Annotated in this window: 16 protein-coding genes; all 16 read left to right on the top strand. The window is 46.2% G+C overall.

The window, feature by feature from the left end; translation table 11 throughout:
* The first annotated feature begins 3 nt into the window (after positions 1–3).
* The 16 genes from ACXAFR_RS08945 to ACXAFR_RS08870 all read left to right on the top strand — a co-directional run bounded on the left by ACXAFR_RS08945 (position 4) and on the right by ACXAFR_RS08870 (position 20,105).
* Entirely contained in the window at positions 4–558 is a 555-nt protein-coding gene (locus ACXAFR_RS08945; RefSeq protein WP_475175769.1) for a polysaccharide biosynthesis/export family protein, read from the top strand.
* Positions 559–590: 32 nt separating this feature from the next.
* Positions 591–1,784, top strand: a complete 1,194-nt coding sequence (locus tag ACXAFR_RS08940; RefSeq protein WP_475175766.1) for a hypothetical protein — start codon at positions 591–593, stop codon at positions 1,782–1,784.
* Positions 1,785–1,798: 14 nt separating this feature from the next.
* A complete protein-coding gene (locus tag ACXAFR_RS08935) occupies positions 1,799–3,562 on the top strand; it encodes a GumC family protein (RefSeq protein WP_475175765.1) in 1,764 nt (587 codons plus the stop codon).
* Between the two features lie 19 nt (positions 3,563–3,581).
* Positions 3,582–4,397, top strand: coding sequence for a CpsD/CapB family tyrosine-protein kinase (locus tag ACXAFR_RS08930; protein ID WP_475175764.1), 816 nt, complete (start codon positions 3,582–3,584; stop codon positions 4,395–4,397).
* Between the two features lie 9 nt (positions 4,398–4,406).
* The gene (locus ACXAFR_RS08925) at positions 4,407–5,309 is read left to right on the top strand and encodes an ExeA family protein (RefSeq protein WP_475175761.1); all 903 of its coding nucleotides are present in this window, start codon (positions 4,407–4,409) and stop codon (positions 5,307–5,309) included.
* A 102-nt stretch (positions 5,310–5,411) separates the two neighbouring features.
* Positions 5,412–6,338: a sulfotransferase family protein gene (locus ACXAFR_RS08920; protein WP_475175848.1), complete on the top strand. Its 927-nt coding sequence runs from the start codon at positions 5,412–5,414 to the stop codon at positions 6,336–6,338.
* A gap of 96 nt (positions 6,339–6,434) precedes the next feature.
* Entirely contained in the window at positions 6,435–7,994 is a 1,560-nt protein-coding gene (locus ACXAFR_RS08915) for a lipopolysaccharide biosynthesis protein (RefSeq protein WP_475175760.1), read from the top strand.
* A 649-nt stretch (positions 7,995–8,643) separates the two neighbouring features.
* Entirely contained in the window at positions 8,644–9,696 is a 1,053-nt protein-coding gene (locus ACXAFR_RS08910) for a hypothetical protein (RefSeq protein ID WP_475175757.1), read from the top strand.
* A gap of 283 nt (positions 9,697–9,979) precedes the next feature.
* Positions 9,980–11,086, top strand: coding sequence for a hypothetical protein (locus ACXAFR_RS08905; protein ID WP_475175756.1), 1,107 nt, complete (start codon positions 9,980–9,982; stop codon positions 11,084–11,086).
* Positions 11,087–11,223: 137 nt separating this feature from the next.
* Complete coding sequence (locus ACXAFR_RS08900) at positions 11,224–12,597, top strand: glycoside hydrolase family 16 protein (RefSeq protein ID WP_475175755.1); 1,374 nt, start codon at positions 11,224–11,226, stop codon at positions 12,595–12,597.
* A gap of 264 nt (positions 12,598–12,861) precedes the next feature.
* Positions 12,862–14,211, top strand: coding sequence for an O-antigen ligase family protein (locus tag ACXAFR_RS08895; protein WP_475175753.1), 1,350 nt, complete (start codon positions 12,862–12,864; stop codon positions 14,209–14,211).
* A 3-nt stretch (positions 14,212–14,214) separates the two neighbouring features.
* Complete coding sequence (locus ACXAFR_RS08890) at positions 14,215–15,462, top strand: glycosyl transferase family 1 (protein ID WP_475175752.1); 1,248 nt, start codon at positions 14,215–14,217, stop codon at positions 15,460–15,462.
* Complete coding sequence (locus tag ACXAFR_RS08885; protein ID WP_475175749.1) at positions 15,452–16,912, top strand: oligosaccharide flippase family protein; 1,461 nt, start codon at positions 15,452–15,454, stop codon at positions 16,910–16,912. The genes ACXAFR_RS08890 and ACXAFR_RS08885 overlap by 11 nt, the downstream gene beginning before the upstream one ends.
* 206 nt (positions 16,913–17,118) lie before the next feature.
* Positions 17,119–18,129, top strand: coding sequence for a glycosyltransferase family 2 protein (locus ACXAFR_RS08880; RefSeq protein WP_475175747.1), 1,011 nt, complete (start codon positions 17,119–17,121; stop codon positions 18,127–18,129).
* Positions 18,122–19,060, top strand: a complete 939-nt coding sequence (locus ACXAFR_RS08875) for a glycosyltransferase family 2 protein (RefSeq protein WP_475175745.1) — start codon at positions 18,122–18,124, stop codon at positions 19,058–19,060. The genes ACXAFR_RS08880 and ACXAFR_RS08875 overlap by 8 nt, the downstream gene beginning before the upstream one ends.
* Positions 19,053–20,105, top strand: coding sequence for a glycosyltransferase family 2 protein (locus ACXAFR_RS08870; protein ID WP_475175744.1), 1,053 nt, complete (start codon positions 19,053–19,055; stop codon positions 20,103–20,105). The genes ACXAFR_RS08875 and ACXAFR_RS08870 overlap by 8 nt, the downstream gene beginning before the upstream one ends.
* Positions 20,106–20,112 lie beyond the last annotated feature (7 nt).

The raw sequence follows: 20,112 nt of genomic DNA, 5'->3' as shown, positions 1-20,112 counted from the left end.
TTCGTGACTAACCGTTTTTTTGCCTTGTGTTTCCTAATTGCAATGCCAATCGTGGCAATGGCAGCAGAATTTCAATATCGGATAAATCCCGGTGACGTGCTTCAGATATACGTATGGAATGAAGAGGATTTGAATGCGGAAGTGTTGGTGCAGCCGGATGGTCTTATTCGTTTTCCAATGGTCGGGGAAGTGGTTGCGGGAGGCAAAACACCAGGGGATGTTGAGGTTCAGATTGTTGAAGGGCTGAAGCGATTTTTAAAAGACGATCCTGTCGTTACGGCGTCTATCGGTAGTGCTGGCGGAAACAAGATCTATGTCATCGGAAATGTGACCAGTCCCGGTGAATATCAAATTTCGGGCAGAATTGACGTTATGCAGGCTTTAGCTTTGGCTGGAGGCTTGAATTCATTTGCTGCGCAAGATGATATTAGGATTTTAAGTCGAGGAAATGGTGAGCAATTACAGTCAGTCCAATTTCCGTATGACAAGGTGAAACATGGGAGAAGCCTTGAGAAAAATGTGATCCTTAAAAGCGGCGATACCGTTGTCGTACCTTGAAGTTAGCTGAAATTGATATGAAAAGAAGATATATGAACAAAAAATCAGTGCTTTTTATCGCTATTTCCGCTTTGACTGGGTCTGTAATATCTCCAGTGAATGCTGCGGAGTACACGCTAGAAACCAAGATTGGTGGAGTTGGCGAAGCAAACGACAATATTACGATGGCTGAGGGCGATGAAGATAAAACTTCGGTCGCCGGTGGGGAGGCTTCAGCTGAGTTGGACTTCCACCGTAATACTCCGACACTTGAACTTGGATTAAACACGTCATTAATTTCATCTTTGTATGATGAAGACCAATATAACAGTGATGATCAAAACCTAATTTTCGACGCGAAGAAAATGGGTCCGAGAAGCAATTTTGGTGTAGAAGCTGGTGTTACTCGAGACAGTACTCGAACCAGTGAGCTTCTCGATACGGGTTTGGCACTGGATTCTGCTGAACGACGTGAGAGCTATTGGTTGGCGCCCTTTTGGGAGTTTGATGTTACCAAGAACTCGACGTTATCCGCTGGTGTGTCTGCGAGGGATGTAAGTTATGACACTGACCAGTTGTCTGGCTATGAGTTCTACCAAGCAAACCTCACGTGGGCATACCGCTTCAGTCAGAATTTTAGCGGGATGGTTAGGGCTCTTGGTGAAAATTACCAAAGTGATGAGATCTCGGGTACTGCATCGGAGAGTGACGTTTATGGGTTGATGTTGGGGGGAGAGTACGCTTTCACACCCAATACTCGATTGATGGCTCTATTTGGTGGGCAAAAAGTAGACTCTGAGCGATATCAAAGTCTCGTGGGAGAGCCTAGAACTGTTATACAGTCGGATGACAATTCATCTTTGGTAGAAATGAGCTTGGTACATGAAGGGCAGCGAAGCAATCTGGAAGTGGCGGTCTCGACATCCACGGAGCCTAGTTCGGCAGGGTCTGTTCGATCTTCAGACCGTATTCGTGTCGATCATACCTATCGATTGACTCCTGTAAGCCGTCTAAATTGGGGGATTCAGGCAGGACAAAGAAAATCACTTGATGGTTTTAGTGATGTGACAAGGGACTTCGCTTTTCTGAATGTGGGGGCATCCCACCGAATGAGTGAGCATTGGGAGGTCACTGCACGTTATAGCTACGGCTATCAAGATTCTGATGCTCGAGACGGTCATGGTGAGTCAAACCAGATCCGTATAGGTTTTACTTACATCCCATATAGTAGCCGCTGGTCTAGATAGGTGCTTTGATTTTTATGGAAACAGTAGCTTTTCCTGGTACAACCAATTTTGAATTGGAAGATGCGGTTGGCGTTTTACGACGACAACGCTATGTAATGCTTTTTGTCTTTTCTATCGTTGTACTGTTGTCCGTTATGTTGGCGATGGGGCTGCCTGCGATCTATAAGGCAAAAGCGACGATATCAATTGAAGAGCAAGAGATCCCAAGTCAGCTCGTCATGTCCACCGTTACAACCTATGCAGATAGGCAAATAAAGCTCATCACGCAGCGGATTATGACGCCTGAGAATGTTAATCAGTTGGTAGAAAAGTACTCGTTGTTTAGCAATGAATACGATTTAGCGGAGTATTCCGCAGACGATCTTCTAGAATTGTTTGAAGATCGCTTTCTGATCGATCCAATTACTGCCGATGTTGTAGATTCTCGAACCGGACGACAAATGGAAGCAATAGTTGCTTTCTCTGTGAGCTACGAAGATAGAAATCCAAAAATAGCTCAGCAAGTAGCGAATGATATGGCAGATTTATATCTGTTAGAGAACTCTAAAAACCGATCCTCTCGGGCTGTAGGCGCCGCTGATTTTTTGCGAGAGCAGTCAAAGTCTGTTAGTGCAGAGCTCCAAAAAATCGAAGCAGAGGTCGCCTCGTTTAAAGAGGCTAATGAGGGTGCGCTACCAGAATTGTATCAATATAACATCAATGCGTTAGATAAGATTGATGAAAACCTGAGCGATATCGGCGTACGAATTACCGAGCTAAACAAGCGTCAATTAGAAGTTTCTTCGGAGTTATCTCAAATAAGTCCCAGTGCCCCTGTTGTTATGGCAGATGGTCAGACGGTTTTGAGCGATGCAGATAGGCTGAAGGCTCTTTTAGCCGAATTTCGCCAAAAGTCTGCTGTATATAGAGATAACCACCCAGATATTCGTAGACTAACTCGCGAAATTGAGAATCTTGAAAATTCGCTGGGGATAAAATCTGTCGGCGATCTTTCCGTGGAGCTGGAGGCCGAGAGAAGTCGGCTTGCTGGACTGCGACAAAAGTATACGGAAGGCCATCCTGAGGTTGTTGCATCTGAGCGCATTGTTGAGCAGCTAGAAGATGCAATTTCTAAATCGGCTTCCGCGAGCACCACTTCTCAGATTCAGCCTGATAATCCCAGCTATATTTTGTTGGATACGCAGCTTAAATCTATAAAAAGTGAGTTGCAGTCGCTTATTGAGCGTCGAGACAATCTTGAAAAGCGTCGGTCGCGAATTGATGAGCTTATAAAGCAATCTCCCAGAGTTGAGAAAGAATATCAGTCTTTGATGAGAAATTATGACGCGCAACAGCAAAAGTTTCAGGAAATTCGAGCGAAATTAAGGGATGCGGAAGTCGCTAGTAATCTCGAACAAGAGAGTCTTGGGCAAAAGTTCACATTAATTGAGTCTGCAGAGCTTCCCGAAAGCCCCGCGCGTCCGAATCGTAAAGCGGTTGTATTTGTCGGTATTGTTCTAGGTGGCGGAATCGCATTTGTAATTGTTCTGCTTCGGGAGCTATTAAATTCTGGAATATATGGAAAACGGACTTTGACGAAAGTCATGGGGGTAGAACCTTTGGTTGTTGTTCCCTATATCGACAACCATGATGATGAACGAGCGAGATCACAGAGACACAAGATGGTGTTTACAGGCTTCCTCTCTATTTCTCTGGTTTTCGTTGTTTACGTGCATTTTTATTACAAGCCCCTCGGTGAAATCGGTTTAGGGCTGATGCAAAAGTTGGGCTTACTATGATGACGCAGGTTAGTTGAAGATGGAGAGAATTCAAGAAGCAGTTGATCGAGCTCGTACTGAACGCCAAGATACTCCTGGACGAGCCCGAGCAGGTGGCACTATGGGTTCTGCGGGGCTTTTGCTTAAGTCAGCAAGAGATAGAAGAACCGTACCTCTAAAGGTTGAATATACAGAGACTCGATGTGTTCCTCTCAATGAAGATCTGCTCAAGTCACAGAGAATTGTTGCGGGTTTTAATCTAGATCCTCGCGCTGAAATATATCGCCAATTTAGAACTCAGGTTCTGAGGCAGCTAGAAAAGAACAATTGGAGCTCTTTGGCAATCACTAGTACCCGAGAGGGTGCGGGAAAGTCTTTGACGGCTGCAAATTTAGCGATTTCGCTAGCACGAGATGTCAATCACACCGTATTGTTGGTTGACTTAGATCTGCGTGCGCCCAGCCTGCATAAGTTATTTGGCTTTGATGTCCAGCATGGTCTCGTCGACTTTTTAAATAATGACATTCCGCTGTCCGAGTGCTTGGTAAATCCTGGGATTCCTAAGTTGGTTGTGCTGCCAAATCGTGAGGATAGTGATAAATCTTCGGAAGTTCTTTCTTCCCCCAAGATGAAGAGCTTCCTCAAAGAGGCGAAGAACAGATATCCCGATAGGATTATTATTTTTGATCTTCCTCCGCTATTAAGAAACGATGACGCGATGATATTCACGCCTTATGTAGATACCACGCTCCTGGTCGTAGAGGATGGTGTCACTACCGAGGAGGAGCTGCGTCGCTCTGTTAATTTGTTAAAAGGCTGCGACATTATTGGAACTGTCCTAAATAAGGCTCGCTGAGTTCATCGAATGTACCTAAAGCACTTCGATTTGGACGTAAAACCATTTAATTTGGTTCCTGACCCTAACTGGCTGTATATGTCAGGCCAGCATAAGTCTGCTGTCGCGACCTTGGAATATGGGCTGCAAGAAGTTCAGGGCGTTATACTGCTAACAGGGGATGCTGGCGTAGGTAAAACCGCTCTTATAGGGCACATATTGCAAAGATTGGACGCCGACAATGTGAATGTCGGGGTGCTTAATAATACTGTTAACATTCAATGTGGGTTGTTACCCTGGGTGGCATCCGCTTATGGTTTATCGGTCGAAGGAAAAAGCCTGGTAGATTTACATGCCGAGTTTTCAGCCTTTCTGTACCATCAACATCAAAGCGATAAACATTGTGTTTTGGTCATTGATGAAGCCCAGTCCCTCTCCCAAGAGTCTTTGGAAGAGTTACGCTTGCTTTCAAATTCCGGCTTTGTCGGAAACAGAGTTCTCAAATTAATGCTAGTTGCGTCAACCGAGCTAAAGCAGCGTTTGATGTTGCCGGCTTTCGGGGGTTTTGCACAAAGAGTTAGCGCAGAGTATCATCTGCCGCCGCTCGGATTGGGTGATACGTCAGAGTATATTGATTTCCGCATGCAGCGTGCTGGAGGCCGGCCGGAGACTTTTGACGAGCTGTCTAGGGCGTCAGTTTTTTTTCTTTCAGGAGGCGTGCCTAGGCTAATTAATACCTTGTGCGATTATGGTTTAGTTCACGCCTACGCAGCAAAACAGGACGTTGTTAACGCAGATATCATCGCCGACGTTGTATCCGGCAGGGATGTTGGGGGGATCAATAGAACTCCTCTGGAGTCTGCAGATCGTGTGGCTGCTCGTGAGTTTATTCTTGAAGCGGCCCATTTTGACATCCAGGAGATCCTGTCTTAGTTTTTCTGGCGTCGCAAGTTGCGCAAAAATATTTTGCGGTCCTGCAATATAAGTACTTCAGCTTAATACTGTAAATTATAAGGAATGCTCTGGTTGTCGATTATGCAGACAGGGCATGTTATGGAAAGAGGTCTAGCTTCCATTATGGATTCAAATAACCTTATCTTTATTGTGGGTACTGGGCGATGTGGTTCTTCCTTTGTTCACGAAATAATTGCGAAACACCAATCCATGGGTTTTGTCTCAAATATTGAGGATAACATCACGTGGTTAAATCGTACCGGGCGATACAATAACTGGCTTTATCGTACCTCTTTGGGAAACTTTCGCAGGAAGGGAAGCGCTCGATATGCTCCGTCTGAGGCGTACAATCTGATCAGTCGAGAAGTCTCTCCTATTTATGCTAATTCGTCTCGGGACCTTACGGCTGACGACGTTACTCCCTGGTTAGAAAAAAGATTCCAACGATTTTTTAGTGAAAGGATTTCCTCTCAGAAAAAGCCGGTTTTCAGCCATAAGTATACTGGGTGGTCTCGGTTAGGTTTTTTTAATGAGATCTTCCCAAAAGCTAAATTTATCAATGTTGTACGAGATGGCAGGGCTGTCGCTAATTCATGGTTGCAGATGCCTTGGTGGAACGGATATCGCGGTCCAGAAAACTGGCTTTGGGGAAGGTTATCTGAAGCGTACGAAGAGGAGTGGCGTCAAAGTAACTGTAGCTATGCGGTGCTTGCTGCGATTTCCTGGAAAATTCTAATGGACTCTTTTCACCAGTCTGAGAAGGTTCTGGAACCAGATCGCTATCTTAAAATCCGCTATGAGGATATTCTTTCTGAGCCAGAGCATAATTTCTCAAAAATGCTCGATTTTTCTGGCCTGGAAATGGACCGGGATTTTCAGAAGTTTTTTAAGCAGCAAACAATCAATGCCGGTCGCAAGCGCGGATTTGAGAAAGACCTATCCTCTGCTCAATTAGACGGTATTGAGAGAAGCCTCGAAGAACACCTAAGTCTCTATGGCTACGATTAGTTTCGTGCTTGAAATACCGCCGGTTGACAGATCTATTATGTTGATATTTTGTAAATCTACTTCCCCTGTCGGGCATAAGTTGAGGGTTTGAAGGCCGTGGACAGCAGCTCTTCAGGTAAAGAAAATTATTTTTCAAAGCGTAAAGTTCGTGGCAGCATGCTGCACTATTTGACAGGGCGCGGTATTGCATCTGTAGCAAACTTCGTTGTTGCAATCCTTGTCGTTAGAGAACTATCTGTTGCAGATTATGCGGCTTACACTGCGATAACCGGTTTGGTTCTTACTTTGATGGCTCTAACAAACGGAGGTTTGGATAGGGTCGTAGCGAGGTATATCCCAGGACTTTGTCAGGAAAATTTAGCCTCAGATCTAAAATGGTATTGCTGGGTCTTTCTCGGTTTGAGGATGTTACTGGTAATTCCGTTTATTCTGATCATGTTTATTTTCGAAGATCAGCTATCCGCAATGCTTAATGTGGACTTTGATCGAGCGATTTTAATTTGCATGTTCTGGTACATTCTTGCCAGAGCTGCATGGATGCAGCTGCAATGGACTTTGCAGTCAATGTTGTTGCAAAAAGAGATAACGAAAGCGACTGCGTTAGAATGGTTTTTTAAGCTCGTACCCATTGTGGGGTTGATGGTCGCTACGGGTTCATTGGATTTGTTTGTAGTTATTTTTATTCAAGCCCTTTCTACTTTCGCCAGTGCTTTTTATATGTTGTGGCGAATGGTAATGCATCACCAACAACTTATTAAGCGGAATGCTGAAAATGAAATTGGTGAGGAGAGGTTGTCATTGGATCATAGGCAATTAGCACGTACTGCTTGGTGGAACTACCTTCAATCAAATACTGGAATACATACTTCACCCTCTTTTGCAAAGTTATTGAGCGCAGCATTTTATAGTACTGGTGCTACAGCTGCTTTAGGCTTCGCGTTTTCTCTAACGGTTATTATAAAAAGATATCTGCCTGCAAACCTTCTCATTGGCCTAATTGAGCCCGTCGTTATGGCTCGCCACAATACTCATGGCGATTTCGAAAAAACATCACTATTGGTTGGAATTGTTTTAAAGGTAAACATGTTTATCCTAATTCCAATAACCGTTTGGTTTTATCTCGCAGGAGAGCCCATTGTATTGATGATAACTGGTGGGAAGTATGCTGATTCGGTGTGGATGATTTGTCTGCTGATGATTGTGACAATGCTTGAAAGTCAGCGGCTGGTTTTGCAAATGCTGGTGAACGCAATAGAGCAAAGCCAGTTACTGCTGTACAGTAATTTGCAATCTTTGTTTGCGGTTCCGATCGCTATCCCTTTGATGTACTTTGCTGGCATGCCAGGCTTGGTTGTTTCTATAGTGGTGGTCGCCTTACTTCGTAATTATTTCCTTATTCGTTCTCTTAGAAACAAGGGGTTTGACTACAAAACTGACTATGGCAAAGGTGTCCAGTTGGTCGTCGTTTCTATAGTAAGTGGGTTGTTAGCCGAAGCCCTACTGTTGCCGTTTATCCATGGGCTTCTCTTATCTGCATGTTCTGCCGTGATCATGGCTGTAATATTTCTTTGCTGTCTCTACTTCTGGAAGGTTTTCCACGCGGAAGAACGGGATACTCTCAACAGGTTTATTGGAAAGCCCCTAATCATCTGGTAAGGGTGTAGAATTTACACCATAAATCTCTTAACGATGGATAAAAATGCTTTACATTAAGCGCCCTATTTATTTACACACCTGCAATCTGCAGGTGTTTAAGTGTAAAGTTATTGTAAAGTATTGATTGTCTGTGTTAACCTTCCTCTTGTAGTATACGGCGGTTCGCTTCATTTGCTTGTCTTTTGAACTCTTCATCCGCCTGTAAATTATCCTAAATTTCTCATTTTGCCGTTATTTTCTGAATCTGATCTGTGATCAGATGGTGTTTTGTTGCTTTTAACGCCACAATAAAGAAAGATTAAGATAATTTAAAAAAAACCACTAAACTTATGAACTAAACAGATCTTAAAAAGTCTGTTTATAAGTCGATTGTAGGAGTTTTGTAATTTTTACTCATATTAAGCTGAGCTGGACTCGGTGGACCTGAGAGAGTTTTCTTAAATTCCTTACACGGCATGTTTATCCAGATAGTGCCATCACCAAACAAACTAGTCCTCTGGAAAAGGATGGGAGGTGGGAAACCTAAAATACTGATTCGTTTAGGTAGGAAATGGGGTGATTTCACCTCGCACAAAGTGGAGTAAAAAGATCTCAAAAGAATGAGACATCTCCAGTTTTTGCTAAACGCTTTATTTCGTGGAGATAACACATGTATCGTAAGATTCTGACTGCCGTCAGTGCAACTATTTTGTCTATTGCTTTTACAGCACCCGTTTTCGCTCAGCAGGTCAAGTGGCACCCGGGTCACTATGTGACTTTGGCTGGTGAGGACAGCATGAAGCTCAATAAACGTAACATCAACGAGATCGGTAACGTATCCTCCATTAAGGGGGTTAAAGTGAAGGTCTGGTGGAGTGATGTTGAGACGTCGAAGGGTAAATATGATTTCTCAAAAATTGATCAGCTTCTGGCTGCTTTAAGATCTCAACCTCAGAAAAAATATCTTGTCATTAAGTTTATGGATCGCTGCTTTGGCGCGAATACCTGCTCAAAGTCCAGAGCCGTGCCAAGCTATATGTTAAATTCTGCCTATGGTGGTGGAGTAACGAGAAGTAAGAGCAACGGTTGGGTTGCTCGCCAGTGGGATAAGCGAGTCATGAACCGCTGGATTGCGTTGTTTAAAGCTGTTGGTAATCGCTATAACAGTGAGCCGTTGCTTGAGGGCGTTATGCCAGGTGAGTCGACGCTTTCTTTGCCTAAGCCTTTCCCGTCTGGTTACTCAAACGAGTTGCTGGGGCAGCAATACAATCGTTTAGTTTCTCAAGTGAAAGGCAACTTTAAGAACACCAATTTTTGGATGAACCTGAATTATATCGGTTCTACCAGCATCATGAATTCTGTTGTCTCTGGGTCTAAGAACAACACCGGAGGGTTCACTGGGCCAAACACCATGCCGAACACTCTTACATTGGGTCAGAAAGTTTTAACCGGCTCTGCTGGTCCGGTATACACTTGGTCGATGCCTGTTTCAACAGGAGTTGAGGGTGGAGAACTTGGTGGTAACTTGGGAAATTATACCCCTGCTCAAATTGCTGACTTTGCATACAACACCCTTACGGCAAACCATATCTTCTGGGTGCGCAATACTTGGCAAGGTAAGGCTTCGCAACGCTGGTCGACAGGTATTTTACCCTTCCTTAAAACTAACCCTCGGTATCGAAAGAACTGTCCTCAAAATTATGCTTCTTGCAAGTGGAACTAAGCAAGGCGAATTTATTCAGAGGATAGGTTAGAAAAAAGGCGTCATCGATTTTCGATGACGCCTTTTTTCATTGTAGGATTAAAAAAAGTTTTGGCGCCTATATCATTATAAAGGCTGGTTCTGTCTAAAAGATAATCTATTAGTTTAATAAGTGAGACTTTGGTCTCGTCCCTGCGGTGTCTCGTTTCTCGGAAAGTGGCGGCACGAATACGTAATCTAATGCCATGGAACTGTTGGGAAGTCTTTTCCAAGGACTTATTAGATTATTATTTAGGTGCCACTTATGAATGCGATCAAGAAATTTTCAGGAGCGATAAAGTTATCACTTTTGACGGGAGCGGTAATGTGCTCGACAACTGCGTTAGCCGCGTCTCCTTCTTCTCCGACTTTGAGTACAACAAGCTCAACAACAACGACATATGCAAAAAAATGGCGCCCGGGCCATTATATGCTGATGCCTACGAAAGCATCTGATACTGCAGTTCTTTCTGCTTGTAGTTCGCTTAAAAATGAGAAAAATGTCCCAGGCATAATGGTTCGAATTCCATGGTCTCGTTTGGAGACGGCTAAAGGCAAGTATGACTGGTCTTTTACTGACCAGCTTGTAGAAAATTGCGCTGCGAACAATAAGCTGGTTTTTATTTTTGTTCTTGATCGTACGTTCGGTGGAAAGTCGAATGCTGATTCATGCCTTGCTCCAGAATATGTTAAAAATTTATCTGGTGGTACGGGATGTATGGCAAGTGCAAAAGGTGGATTGCCTGCGTTACATAAAGCAGAGGTTATGGATCGTCTAATCGCTCTGACCAGGCGCGTTGGATGGCGCTATGATAGCAAGGATGGTTTTGGTGGAATGCAATCTCCAGAGACGGCTACTGGCTTCGATAAGACCGTTAAAGCACCTGCTGATTATACCCATGACTCTTACGCGCAGCAGCTCATCAGGTTGCACCAAGCGGGTGCGAAGGTGCTAAAAAGAAGCATATATATCGCAGGTGTAAACTGGTTTAACAAAGCAAAGCTTGCTGAGGTTATTGACGCTGGTTATCAAAACGGCGTTGCAATTGGTGGGCCCGATGTGTTGCCGCTATCTTGTTCTTCTGGTGGTACTGCAGGGCAAGACTATTTCAAGAAGAATTATGCCGGCGTAATGGGTGGAATGTTTCAAATTCAGGCGCCAGAAATGATGGGTGATTTGGGGTTGTGCAGTGTTAATCAGTTGGTAAAAGAAGGGCAGCAACTTGGCATGACTCATTACTTCTGGTTGAAAATGTGGAAAGGCGGTAATCCAGGCATCAACTGGTCAGATGATATCTTGCCAGCAATAAGGAAGGGGCTTAGCTATAACTCCCAGTGCCCATCTAACTTTAAAGGTGGCTGCGAGAAATAATCTTAAGTTCCTTTTTACGGAGGGAAGCTACGGCTTCCCTTTTTTTGTGCTCGAAGAAACTGATTTCGGTCTACACTTCAAGAATTCGTTTTCAACACAGGTCGATGTGGTTGACCTGTTTCTTCGGATTCAATGCCATGATGAAGTTTGTTCTAGGTACACGCATTCCGGAAACTCCCCAAAAGTCTGTTTTCTGTAAGTCTCTGGCCGTCGCATTGATGGTTTGTGCTTACAGTATCGCTGTTGTGGCGGACGTTAAGACGTTGGGCTTTGCCGCGAAACCAATTCTGTCTGCATCGTTATCGCAAGAGGATGGAGGCAGTGTCCTGGCTAAATTCTACGGTGGTGAGGGTAGTCTTGCTCTATTGCCGGATAGTGAGCCATGGGACTGTCGTTCTGGAAATGCAATTGGTCTCAATTTGGTTAATCAAACAAATCACCTTCTAAATTTGACCGTAGAGCTGATCAGCAGTGATGGTTCTATGGTGCATGCGATCGATTCGATGACACCGAATGAGCAGCGTGCCATTGTGCTGCCATTCTCTGACTTTCGAACAGTAATTTACGGTGAAAAGACAAAATTCGACAGCAGTGCAATACAAAAAGTACTTATAGATGCCGGGCACTTTAATGGTGCGGCGAAGCTTGAGGTCGATGATCTACATTGTTTGTTGGTGGCTGAAGATCTGCCGGCTTGGCTTGGTCAAAGGCCACCGGTTTCGGGTGAATGGCGACAAACGTTTGTCGATCATTTTGACGGCGCCAGTGTAGATCTCTCTCGCTGGAATATTTATACCGCAAATCACTGGGACAAGCGCACTCACTTTAGTAAGCACAATGTTATTAGTGGCGCTGGGCAGGTACGTCTGAGGTATGAACAGCGGAGTGGCTATCACTGGGATGACCCTTCTCGAGGCTATTTCCATTACGCCTCAGGATATCTCGATACTTATGGTAAGTGGGTTCAACGATACGGTTACTTTGAGGCGCGCATGAAGCTGCCTGTCGGGGATGGTCTATGGCCTGCATTCTGGTTAATGCCTGATCGGGGTATAGATGTTGGGCCTCAATGGGTGAGGGCGGATACGAAAGATGGCGCTATGGAATTTGATATTATGGAGCATCTCTCTCGCTGGGGGCCTTACCGTTTCACCGCAGCGTTTCATTGGGATGGTTATGGGGCCAGTCACAAGGCGACTGGCGTGCCGGTATATTCGGCGCCTGATCCCGAGGGCTTTATCACGGTCGGATTACTCTGGTTGCCCGGTGTTGCGGAGGTCTATAGTCAAGGTAAGTTGGTTGCTCGCTATCAGACGGACCGTATCAGCGATGTTCAGTCCTATCTGATCTTTACCCACGTCTCCGGAGGTTGGGATAACAGTGAACTGTCGCCAAAACAGCTGCCTCAGGATTTTGTCATTGATTATGTCAAAGTTTGGCAGCGCCAAGACTTGGCTTCGCAAGTTGATGGGGTGCAATCAACCTTGGCTCAACCCTATGCCCCTAAATGAGATTACAGGTGTCAAATATTTGACGCTTGAAGTAGCTGTTAAATCTGGTCTTCAGGCTCGCCGTTGATTTGACGACGGTCTATTTCTCGACTATTAAATAGTTATACTTTTTGCGAGCGGGTTTTTGCCGCTCGACGCTATTCGCTCGTGACCCTTCTGGGGTGGGTTTCTGAGCAACATCTTTTCATTTCTATAACGATCGAGCTATTCCAACTAAGCTCGAGACGCAACGATTTAACCACCATTGATCAGGTAACATTCTGCGTGAGATTCTCTGGGAATCAACATATCGGGGGGCGTGGTTCGACATTTACGACCTCACCCTTCGCGTCAGTCGCCGATGCAGCACCGGCGGCCTTGGCTTCTCCTTGGGCGGACTATAAGCGGTCCTCATTGCAGCGTCGAATAGATTTTTTTTGCAGTTTCTTCATTATTTTTTTTCTGCTGACAGCGGGACCATTTGGTGTCGTTGCAACTCTGGCATTTCTCGCAATCGGCGGCACCTTCGTAGCATTACGAGCCCCCTATGCGTTGGCTGCAATGGCCAATAATCTGCCGCTTTTAATTTATCCCTTCGTTGCTTTGCTGTCCGTTTCCTGGGCGATCTATCCGGGCGAGGCCTTGCGCGGTGGTTTACAGTTATTGGTCACTGTGATCATTTTGTTAACGATGGTGTACTGCGTCAGTTTTCATCAAATTGTTTGCGCGGCATGTATCGCATTATTGCTGTTGATGGTGCCAAGTCTTTTTTCCAGTAATACAGAAACCATTTATCAAACTGGAGAAGTAGTCCGGGTTGGCTTTTTTGGCAGTAAGAACAATCTCGCAATGATTGCATCTATTGCTGCAGCATTTGGAGTTGCTCAGGTATTAATTTCGCGGAGAAGGCTGCCTCTGCTGATGCTTGGTGGATTATGCTCGCTGGTTGCATTACAAACATTCATTCAAGCGCGATCTTTAGGGACTACTTTGTCGGTAATCGTACTAGGTTTAGCGACCTCTATGTTATACCTCTACTCTGCAGCGCCACTTCAAAAGGAAACCAAGCAGGTAATCAACACGGGAATTGCCGTGCTTTTGCTCTCTGGCTTGTTGGCGCTATTGGTGTTTTTCGACTATGGCGCTTACGAGGACTTGATGTACGGCTTGGGTAAAGACCCAACCATCACTGGCCGCACGCTAATCTGGGAAGTCGGTGCAGAATCAATTCACGAGCATCCATTTCTCGGGGTTGGATTGAATTCATACTGGCAATTGGCGAATCCTGGCGCACTGGAGATTTGGGAAATCGGAGGTAAGGAGCCTGGTACCCCATTTGGCTTTCACAATTTGTACATTCATAAAATGGTCGAGTTGGGATTGCTTGGATTGATAGGGGTTGTTTGGATCTATGCTGGCTGCATCAAAGCGATTTTTGTGCGGTGTTCTGAGCGATTAGGCCCGGATGAACTGTTTGCGATTTTTCTGTTTCTTATTTTGCTCTCTAAATCATTTTTTGAAAATGCGGGATTTGCGCCCTTTAATTTTTCTACATTTTGCATTGCGTTGATGTGGGTAACGTTGCAGCGAAGCTCTTACGATCACCTGGGCAAACATGTACTTATCAGGATATAGGTCGTGGTGATTTTATATTTCGTCCATAACGTTAATGATCCGGCCGTCAAGCGGCGGGTGGCAATGTTTCATGCTGGCGGCGCAGAGGTCGTCGTCACGGGCTTTGTCCGCGGTGCGTATCGTGCGGGTATCACTGGGGCAAAGCGCGAGGTGATCTTGGGGCAAACTCATGACGCCAGATTATTTCAGCGAGCTTGGAAAGTGATGGCAAGTTTGGTTCGCGTGCCTCGTGAGCTGAGAAATATCGGCAAGGTTGATGTGGTTGTTGCTCGTAATCTTGAAACTCTCGCGGTCGCCGGTCGTTGTATCAGAGCCTTCCCGAAAGCAACTTTAATTTATGAGTGTCTTGATATTCATCGGTTATTGATTTCAAAATCAATTACTGGAGTGCTGTTAAGAGCTTTTGAATCACTATTGCTCAGGCGCTGTCAGCTTTTGCTGACCAGCTCATCAGGGTTTATCGAGAACTATTTTTCAGCGCGTCGTCCTCCGTCGATCCTATTGGTAGAGAACCGAGTTTTTGGCCCAGAACTAACCGCCACCCTATCGTTCCGTAAAGATTGCGATGCGCTTCCTAACGACTGTGATCAGGCCGATGGCAGGCCTCTAGCATTGGTTGATCGGCCCATTGTCATAGGTTGGTTTGGTGCTATCCGCTGTCGTCGAACGCTGGAGCTTTTATCCCAGTTGTCTGGATTGTTGCAGGGGCGTCTTCGTGTCGTAATTCGCGGTAGGCCGGCGGTGACTGAATTTGATGATTTCTACGGCAGGGTAAAAGCAGAGCCGTATATCGATTTTTTGGGTGAGTATTGCTATCCCGATGATCTTGCGCAAATTTATGCGGAAGTTGATTTTGTTTGGGCGATGGATTTCTTTGAGGAGGGCGCCAATTCTGAGTGGCTGCTACCTAATCGAATTTATGAAGGCGGCCTTCACTGTGCCATACCGATCTATCGGCAGGCGACACAGATCGCTATTTTCTGTCAGACGATGTCAATCGGTGTCCCTTTCTCTGAAAATCAGTTGCAGGAATTCGCCGAGTGGCTGTCAGAGCTGACGGACGAACAGTATCAGCAATTACGTCGACAAGTCACATCCATCAATCGCGGGCGTTGGCTGTATGACGAGAAAGATTGCCAGCAGCTGGTCAACGCTATGAGCAGTCCTCGCAAATGCTATGAAAGAAACGGAATAAAAGCGCAAAGAGAACATTGCCAGGTATCCTTATTGGGGGCTGCACATGAAGTTTGATGCGGCTGCAGTTACTCGCGGTGCATTTTGGTCCACCCTCGGCGCGGGCTTATCGACGGTGATTAAATTCGTCTCCATTCCTGTGTTGGCGAGATTGTTGTCGCCAGAAGAGTTTGGGGTTGCAGCTCTAGTAATGGCTATCGCGTCGATGGCGTTGATGTTAGGGGGGCGCAGTGGCTTTGGTGCCGCGCTTGTCTATTTTCACAGTCGCTGTGAAGATTATATTTATACGGCGTTTTGGGCGAGCCTGATATCTGGCGTGTGTCTTGGCGCGCTTACGTATTTTTCCGCAGAGATGATCGCCCAGTTCTTCTCTGTCCCGTCTGCTAAACCGTACTTGCAGGCGGTGAGTTTCTGCTTTCCTATTATGATGCTCGCATCTGTTGGCCGGTCTCAACTAACGGCAACAATGCAATTTCGTAAAATTGCCACCGTACTTACGGTGTCCTCGTTTTTATCGACCGTCGCTGCGCTTGTGGCTGCCGTCTTCGGTTTGGGGGCCTGGAGTTTGGTATTGCAGTTTGTATTTTTCAGTTTGCTCAACACCGCTGGGTTTATCTGGCAGTCTTCATTTCGGCCAGCTTGGGTATTTGATGTCCATGCTTTGCGGGCTATGGCACCTTTTGCCGCTCGGGTAACCCTGGCGGATACCTTTACCTGGATTGGGCAAGAAGGGCCTGTGTTAATCCTATCTCGTTTGGCGGGTGCTGCAGGCACTGGCTTTTACCGTGTTGCTCAACGCGTCGCCAGCATGCCAAGGGAAATTTTGGTTGAGGGAATGAGTAATGCGCTCTTCGCTCAAGTTGCCGGCGGCAAGAATTTGCCGGAAGAAATTAGCCGAGGTGTACTCTGGTCGCTGAAAGTCAACATCTATACCTTGACTGCAATTTATTTGGCTCTGGCGGCTTTAGCGCCTGCCATCGTTAAAGTGTTGTTAGGGCAGAGCTATATGGAGGCTTGGCCGCTTTTTTGCTGTCTTTGTTTGGGTATGGCATTAAGTGGCCCTTTCTCGGGATTAGTCGCCAGTTTGAAAGGCATCGGCAAAACATCTTGCGTGTTATGGCTAAGTGGTTTTCGCTCTTTATTTGTCGTGATAGGTGTTGCCGGTGGATGGCTTATCAATGAAAGTTTATTGGCTGTAGGTATTGGATTTATTGCTGCTCAGGTAGCGATTCTCATACTTAATCTTGCCGTTACAAGTCGCCAGTTTCGAATTACTTTTACTGCTCTGGCCGTTTGTTTAAGCAGGCCAGCGTGTGTCGCGTTTATCGTAGGAATCTTACTGTATTTGAATCAGTGGCAGTTACATCTTTTGTTGCAGCCATTGTCGCTTCTCGTTTTTTCAGGGATTGTATTTTTGGCAGCTTACTGCCTGTTGATGTGGCTGTTAGCCAGAGAGGATTTTATTGGTGTGCGGGAGGGCATGCTGGGACTCTGCGGTCGGCGCTGATAGTTAAAGAATTCATTGTACTAGTTGCGTTTTTTTCGGAGTAATCGGAAGGGTATCGGCCGCTCTGAAATTAGTAATTATTTGCACGCTTTGCTTCTAGAGTATAAAAAAATTTCAATATCTGCAGCGCTTTGAAAAATATCATCTACATTTAATGGGGTGAGAAAGTCCTGATTATCGGGGAAGTATTTTTCGGAGCGTCCTCAATGCCATCGAAAGAAGTTCTAGTTGTTATTCCTTGCTTAAATGAAGTCGATCATATCGAAGCCATTATTACTTATGCAGTGGGTTCGGTCGCGAATCCATCGTCACTGATTGTGGTGGCCGATGGTGGTAGCACTGATGGCAGCCTGGAAATTATCAAAAATTGTTGCGACCGCTATGACCAAGTTCGTCTGTTTAACAATACTCAGCGTTTACAGAGTGCGGCGATAAATTCGGTTGTTGCTCATTATGGCGATCGATTTGAATATATCGTTCGACTTGACGCGCATGCTGAGTATCCAGAGAACTTTATTGATCAGCTGGTGAAGGAAGCGGATAGCGTTCAGGCGGATTCCGTTGTTGTTACCATGAGAACCGTCGGCGCTTCGGTCAAGCAACGCTTGGTTGCTATCGCGCAGAGTTCGCCTCTCGGAAATGGCGGCTCCCCTCATCGAAATCGGTTAAAGGAGGGGCGCTGGGTTGAGCATGGTCACCATGCATTAATGCGTATAGACGCGTTTCGTGAGGTCGGTGGTTATGATGAAACATTTAGTCACAACGAAGATGCGGAATTGGACTGTCGGTTGGTCGAGTCTGGGCGCCGAATCTGGCTGACCGCAACAACGGATATGACGTATTTCCCTCGCGCTCGATTTCGTGCGCTGTTTCAGCAGTATCGAAACTATGGGCGAGGTCGAGCTAAAAACAGTCTCAAACATCATCGTATGCCTGGGGTTCGTCAATTGGTGCTTCTCTCGGTCTTTCCGGCATTTATCTTATGGCTGTTTTGTTGGGTTCATTGGGTTTTTGCTATCCCGTTTGCTGCGTGGTTGGCGTTAACCCTAGGGGCGGGAGTGATTGTTGGCGCTCGGTCTCCGGAATCTCTCAGAAGTCGATTCTTCGTGGGGATACCTGCGGCGACCATGCATTTTGCTTGGTCCTTCGGCTTTCTGGAGGAGCTTGGCAAGCTGGAGATTCGTCTGCCTAATCTTCGGGAGACTAAGCGTGTCTAACGGAATGATTTCAGTCACTATCGCCGTATGTACCTGGCGTCGAACCTCACTTGCTTTTACGCTGCGCTCACTGAATCAGCTTAGTGTGGCGCCGGAATGGCAAGTGAGTGTTTTAATTGCTGACAATGACGCTGAGCCTTCCGCCAAGGCTCTGGTCGATAGGATCGCTCCAGACATTATATTTCCAATTCGCTATATACATGCGCCTGAGTCCAATATCTCCCTCGCTAGAAATGCCTGCCTGGATCATTGTGATACTCAATGGTTGGCATTCATCGATGATGATGAAGAGGTGTCTCGGGATTGGCTGTCGGAGCTTTTGGTAACAGGGATCAAGCAGCGTGCTGACATCGTTATTGGTCCCGTTAAAGCCTGCTATCTGCCCAACCAGCCAGGCTGGATGTTAGCCGGAGACTTTCATTCCACGTATCCCGTTATTCGTGGCGGTAAGCCTGAGACCGGCTACACCTGTAATGTGTTGATGTCTATGTCTACGCCTGAGATCGCTGCCAGTCGTTTTGATCTGGCCTATGGTGCCAGCGGGGGCGAGGATACCTTATTTTTCAGCAAGCTGGTCTCCCGAGGTATGCGTATAGCGTTTGCGCCGGGCGCGATTGTGACAGAAAAGGTGGTTACCGGCCGGGATCGATTGCGCTGGCTTGTCAATCGCCGTTTCCGCAGTGGGCAGACTCATGGAGATCTGCTCTTGCTGGAAGGGCGTCATATTTTAGATCGAATCAGAAACGCGACAATCGCCATTGGCAAGGCGACCTATTGCTTCGCGGGTGTGGTGCTCAATGCTTGGTCTCCTGTTGGCTGGCGACGCTGGCTGTTGCGAGGAAGTCTTCACGTTGGTGTTGTCAGCCGCCTGATGGGGCAATCGTTATTGATTCAGTATGGCAATCTTCGTCGAGGACAGGCGAATGTTTGAAGTCGCTCGCGAGCCCAGCATTACCGTTATTATCAGCAATTACAATTACGCCCGTTTTCTGCGGCAGTCTATCGAAAGTGTCCTGTCACAAAACTATCCGAATAAGCGGCTAATTGTGGTTGATGATGCATCGATCGATAGCTCTCGTGAAGTGATCGAATCCTACCAGAATCAACTCACAGCCATTTTTCAGGATGAAAATCGCGGACATGGAGCCGCATTTAATGCGGGATATGCGCAAAGCGACTCTGATCTGATTATGTTCCTGGATGCGGATGACTTCTTAAAGCCGAACGTGCTTAAGATCATTTCCGAAGACTTCCGGCCGGAGGTTGCTCTCTATCAATACCATATGGATTTAGTCGATGGTGATGGACGAGTCTACGATGTATTTCCGAAGTTCGAGCGACGTCTGGACGCGGATAGTGCATTGCAAAAAGTATTGGACTGCGGTCGCTACGTTGCGACAGTAACATCAGGTCTGGTGTTTAGCCGTCGTTATCTATCACAGGTGATGCCGATGAACGCCGATGCATTTCGGCAGGGCGCGGATGGCTACTTGGTCACACTGGCGCCTCTCTACGGAGATGTGACAACCAGTGAAACTATTATCTCAGCCTATCGACAGCATCAGACAAATCACTCTGCATTCAGCCAAGCTCTGGCTCAAAAATCCCAGTGGCACTTGGCTCATAATAAGGCGCGCTATGGTGCATTGCGGGAACATGCGAAACGGCGTCAATTAGGCCTTAGGGAGCCATTGCCGCTTCGTGATGAGCTGAATTTAGAGCAAATGTTGTGTAGCCATTTATTTGACCCTAATTCGGACATATCTACAGCGCGCTGGCGCTTAGCGCTAAGAGCGATCAGTGCCATCAAAAAAAATAACGATTCCGTCGTGAATAAGTTGATTACCACTCTCTGGTGGTTATCCGCGGTGTTAACGCCATCTCGGTTGGCTCGGGTCATCTATTGTTGGCGATTGCAGCCTCAGTCGCGACCGGATTGGGTATCCGGCCTCGCACGTCGACTGCGGACAATATAAAAGGGAG

This window comes from Pseudomaricurvus sp. ABR4_320 (assembly GCF_056159445.1).
Note: the sequence above shows the minus strand (reverse complement) of the source record. Positions and strands in the feature narration are given on the sequence as shown.

What these genes read in the sequence shown, in the direction of transcription:
- ACXAFR_RS08940 (WP_475175766.1), top strand. Translation starts at nt 591, where the DNA reads ATGAACAAAAAATCAGTGCTTTTTATCGCTATTTCCGCTTTGACTGGG.
- ACXAFR_RS08935 (WP_475175765.1), top strand. Translation starts at nt 1,799, where the DNA reads ATGGAAACAGTAGCTTTTCCTGGTACAACCAATTTTGAATTGGAAGAT.
- ACXAFR_RS08930 (WP_475175764.1), top strand. Translation starts at nt 3,582, where the DNA reads ATGGAGAGAATTCAAGAAGCAGTTGATCGAGCTCGTACTGAACGCCAA.
- ACXAFR_RS08925 (WP_475175761.1), top strand. Translation starts at nt 4,407, where the DNA reads ATGTACCTAAAGCACTTCGATTTGGACGTAAAACCATTTAATTTGGTT.
- ACXAFR_RS08920 (WP_475175848.1), top strand. Translation starts at nt 5,412, where the DNA reads ATGCAGACAGGGCATGTTATGGAAAGAGGTCTAGCTTCCATTATGGAT.
- ACXAFR_RS08910 (WP_475175757.1), top strand. Translation starts at nt 8,644, where the DNA reads ATGTATCGTAAGATTCTGACTGCCGTCAGTGCAACTATTTTGTCTATT.
- ACXAFR_RS08905 (WP_475175756.1), top strand. Translation starts at nt 9,980, where the DNA reads ATGAATGCGATCAAGAAATTTTCAGGAGCGATAAAGTTATCACTTTTG.
- ACXAFR_RS08900 (WP_475175755.1), top strand. Translation starts at nt 11,224, where the DNA reads ATGATGAAGTTTGTTCTAGGTACACGCATTCCGGAAACTCCCCAAAAG.
- ACXAFR_RS08885 (WP_475175749.1), top strand. Translation starts at nt 15,452, where the DNA reads ATGAAGTTTGATGCGGCTGCAGTTACTCGCGGTGCATTTTGGTCCACC.
- ACXAFR_RS08880 (WP_475175747.1), top strand. Translation starts at nt 17,119, where the DNA reads ATGCCATCGAAAGAAGTTCTAGTTGTTATTCCTTGCTTAAATGAAGTC.
- ACXAFR_RS08870 (WP_475175744.1), top strand. Translation starts at nt 19,053, where the DNA reads ATGTTTGAAGTCGCTCGCGAGCCCAGCATTACCGTTATTATCAGCAAT.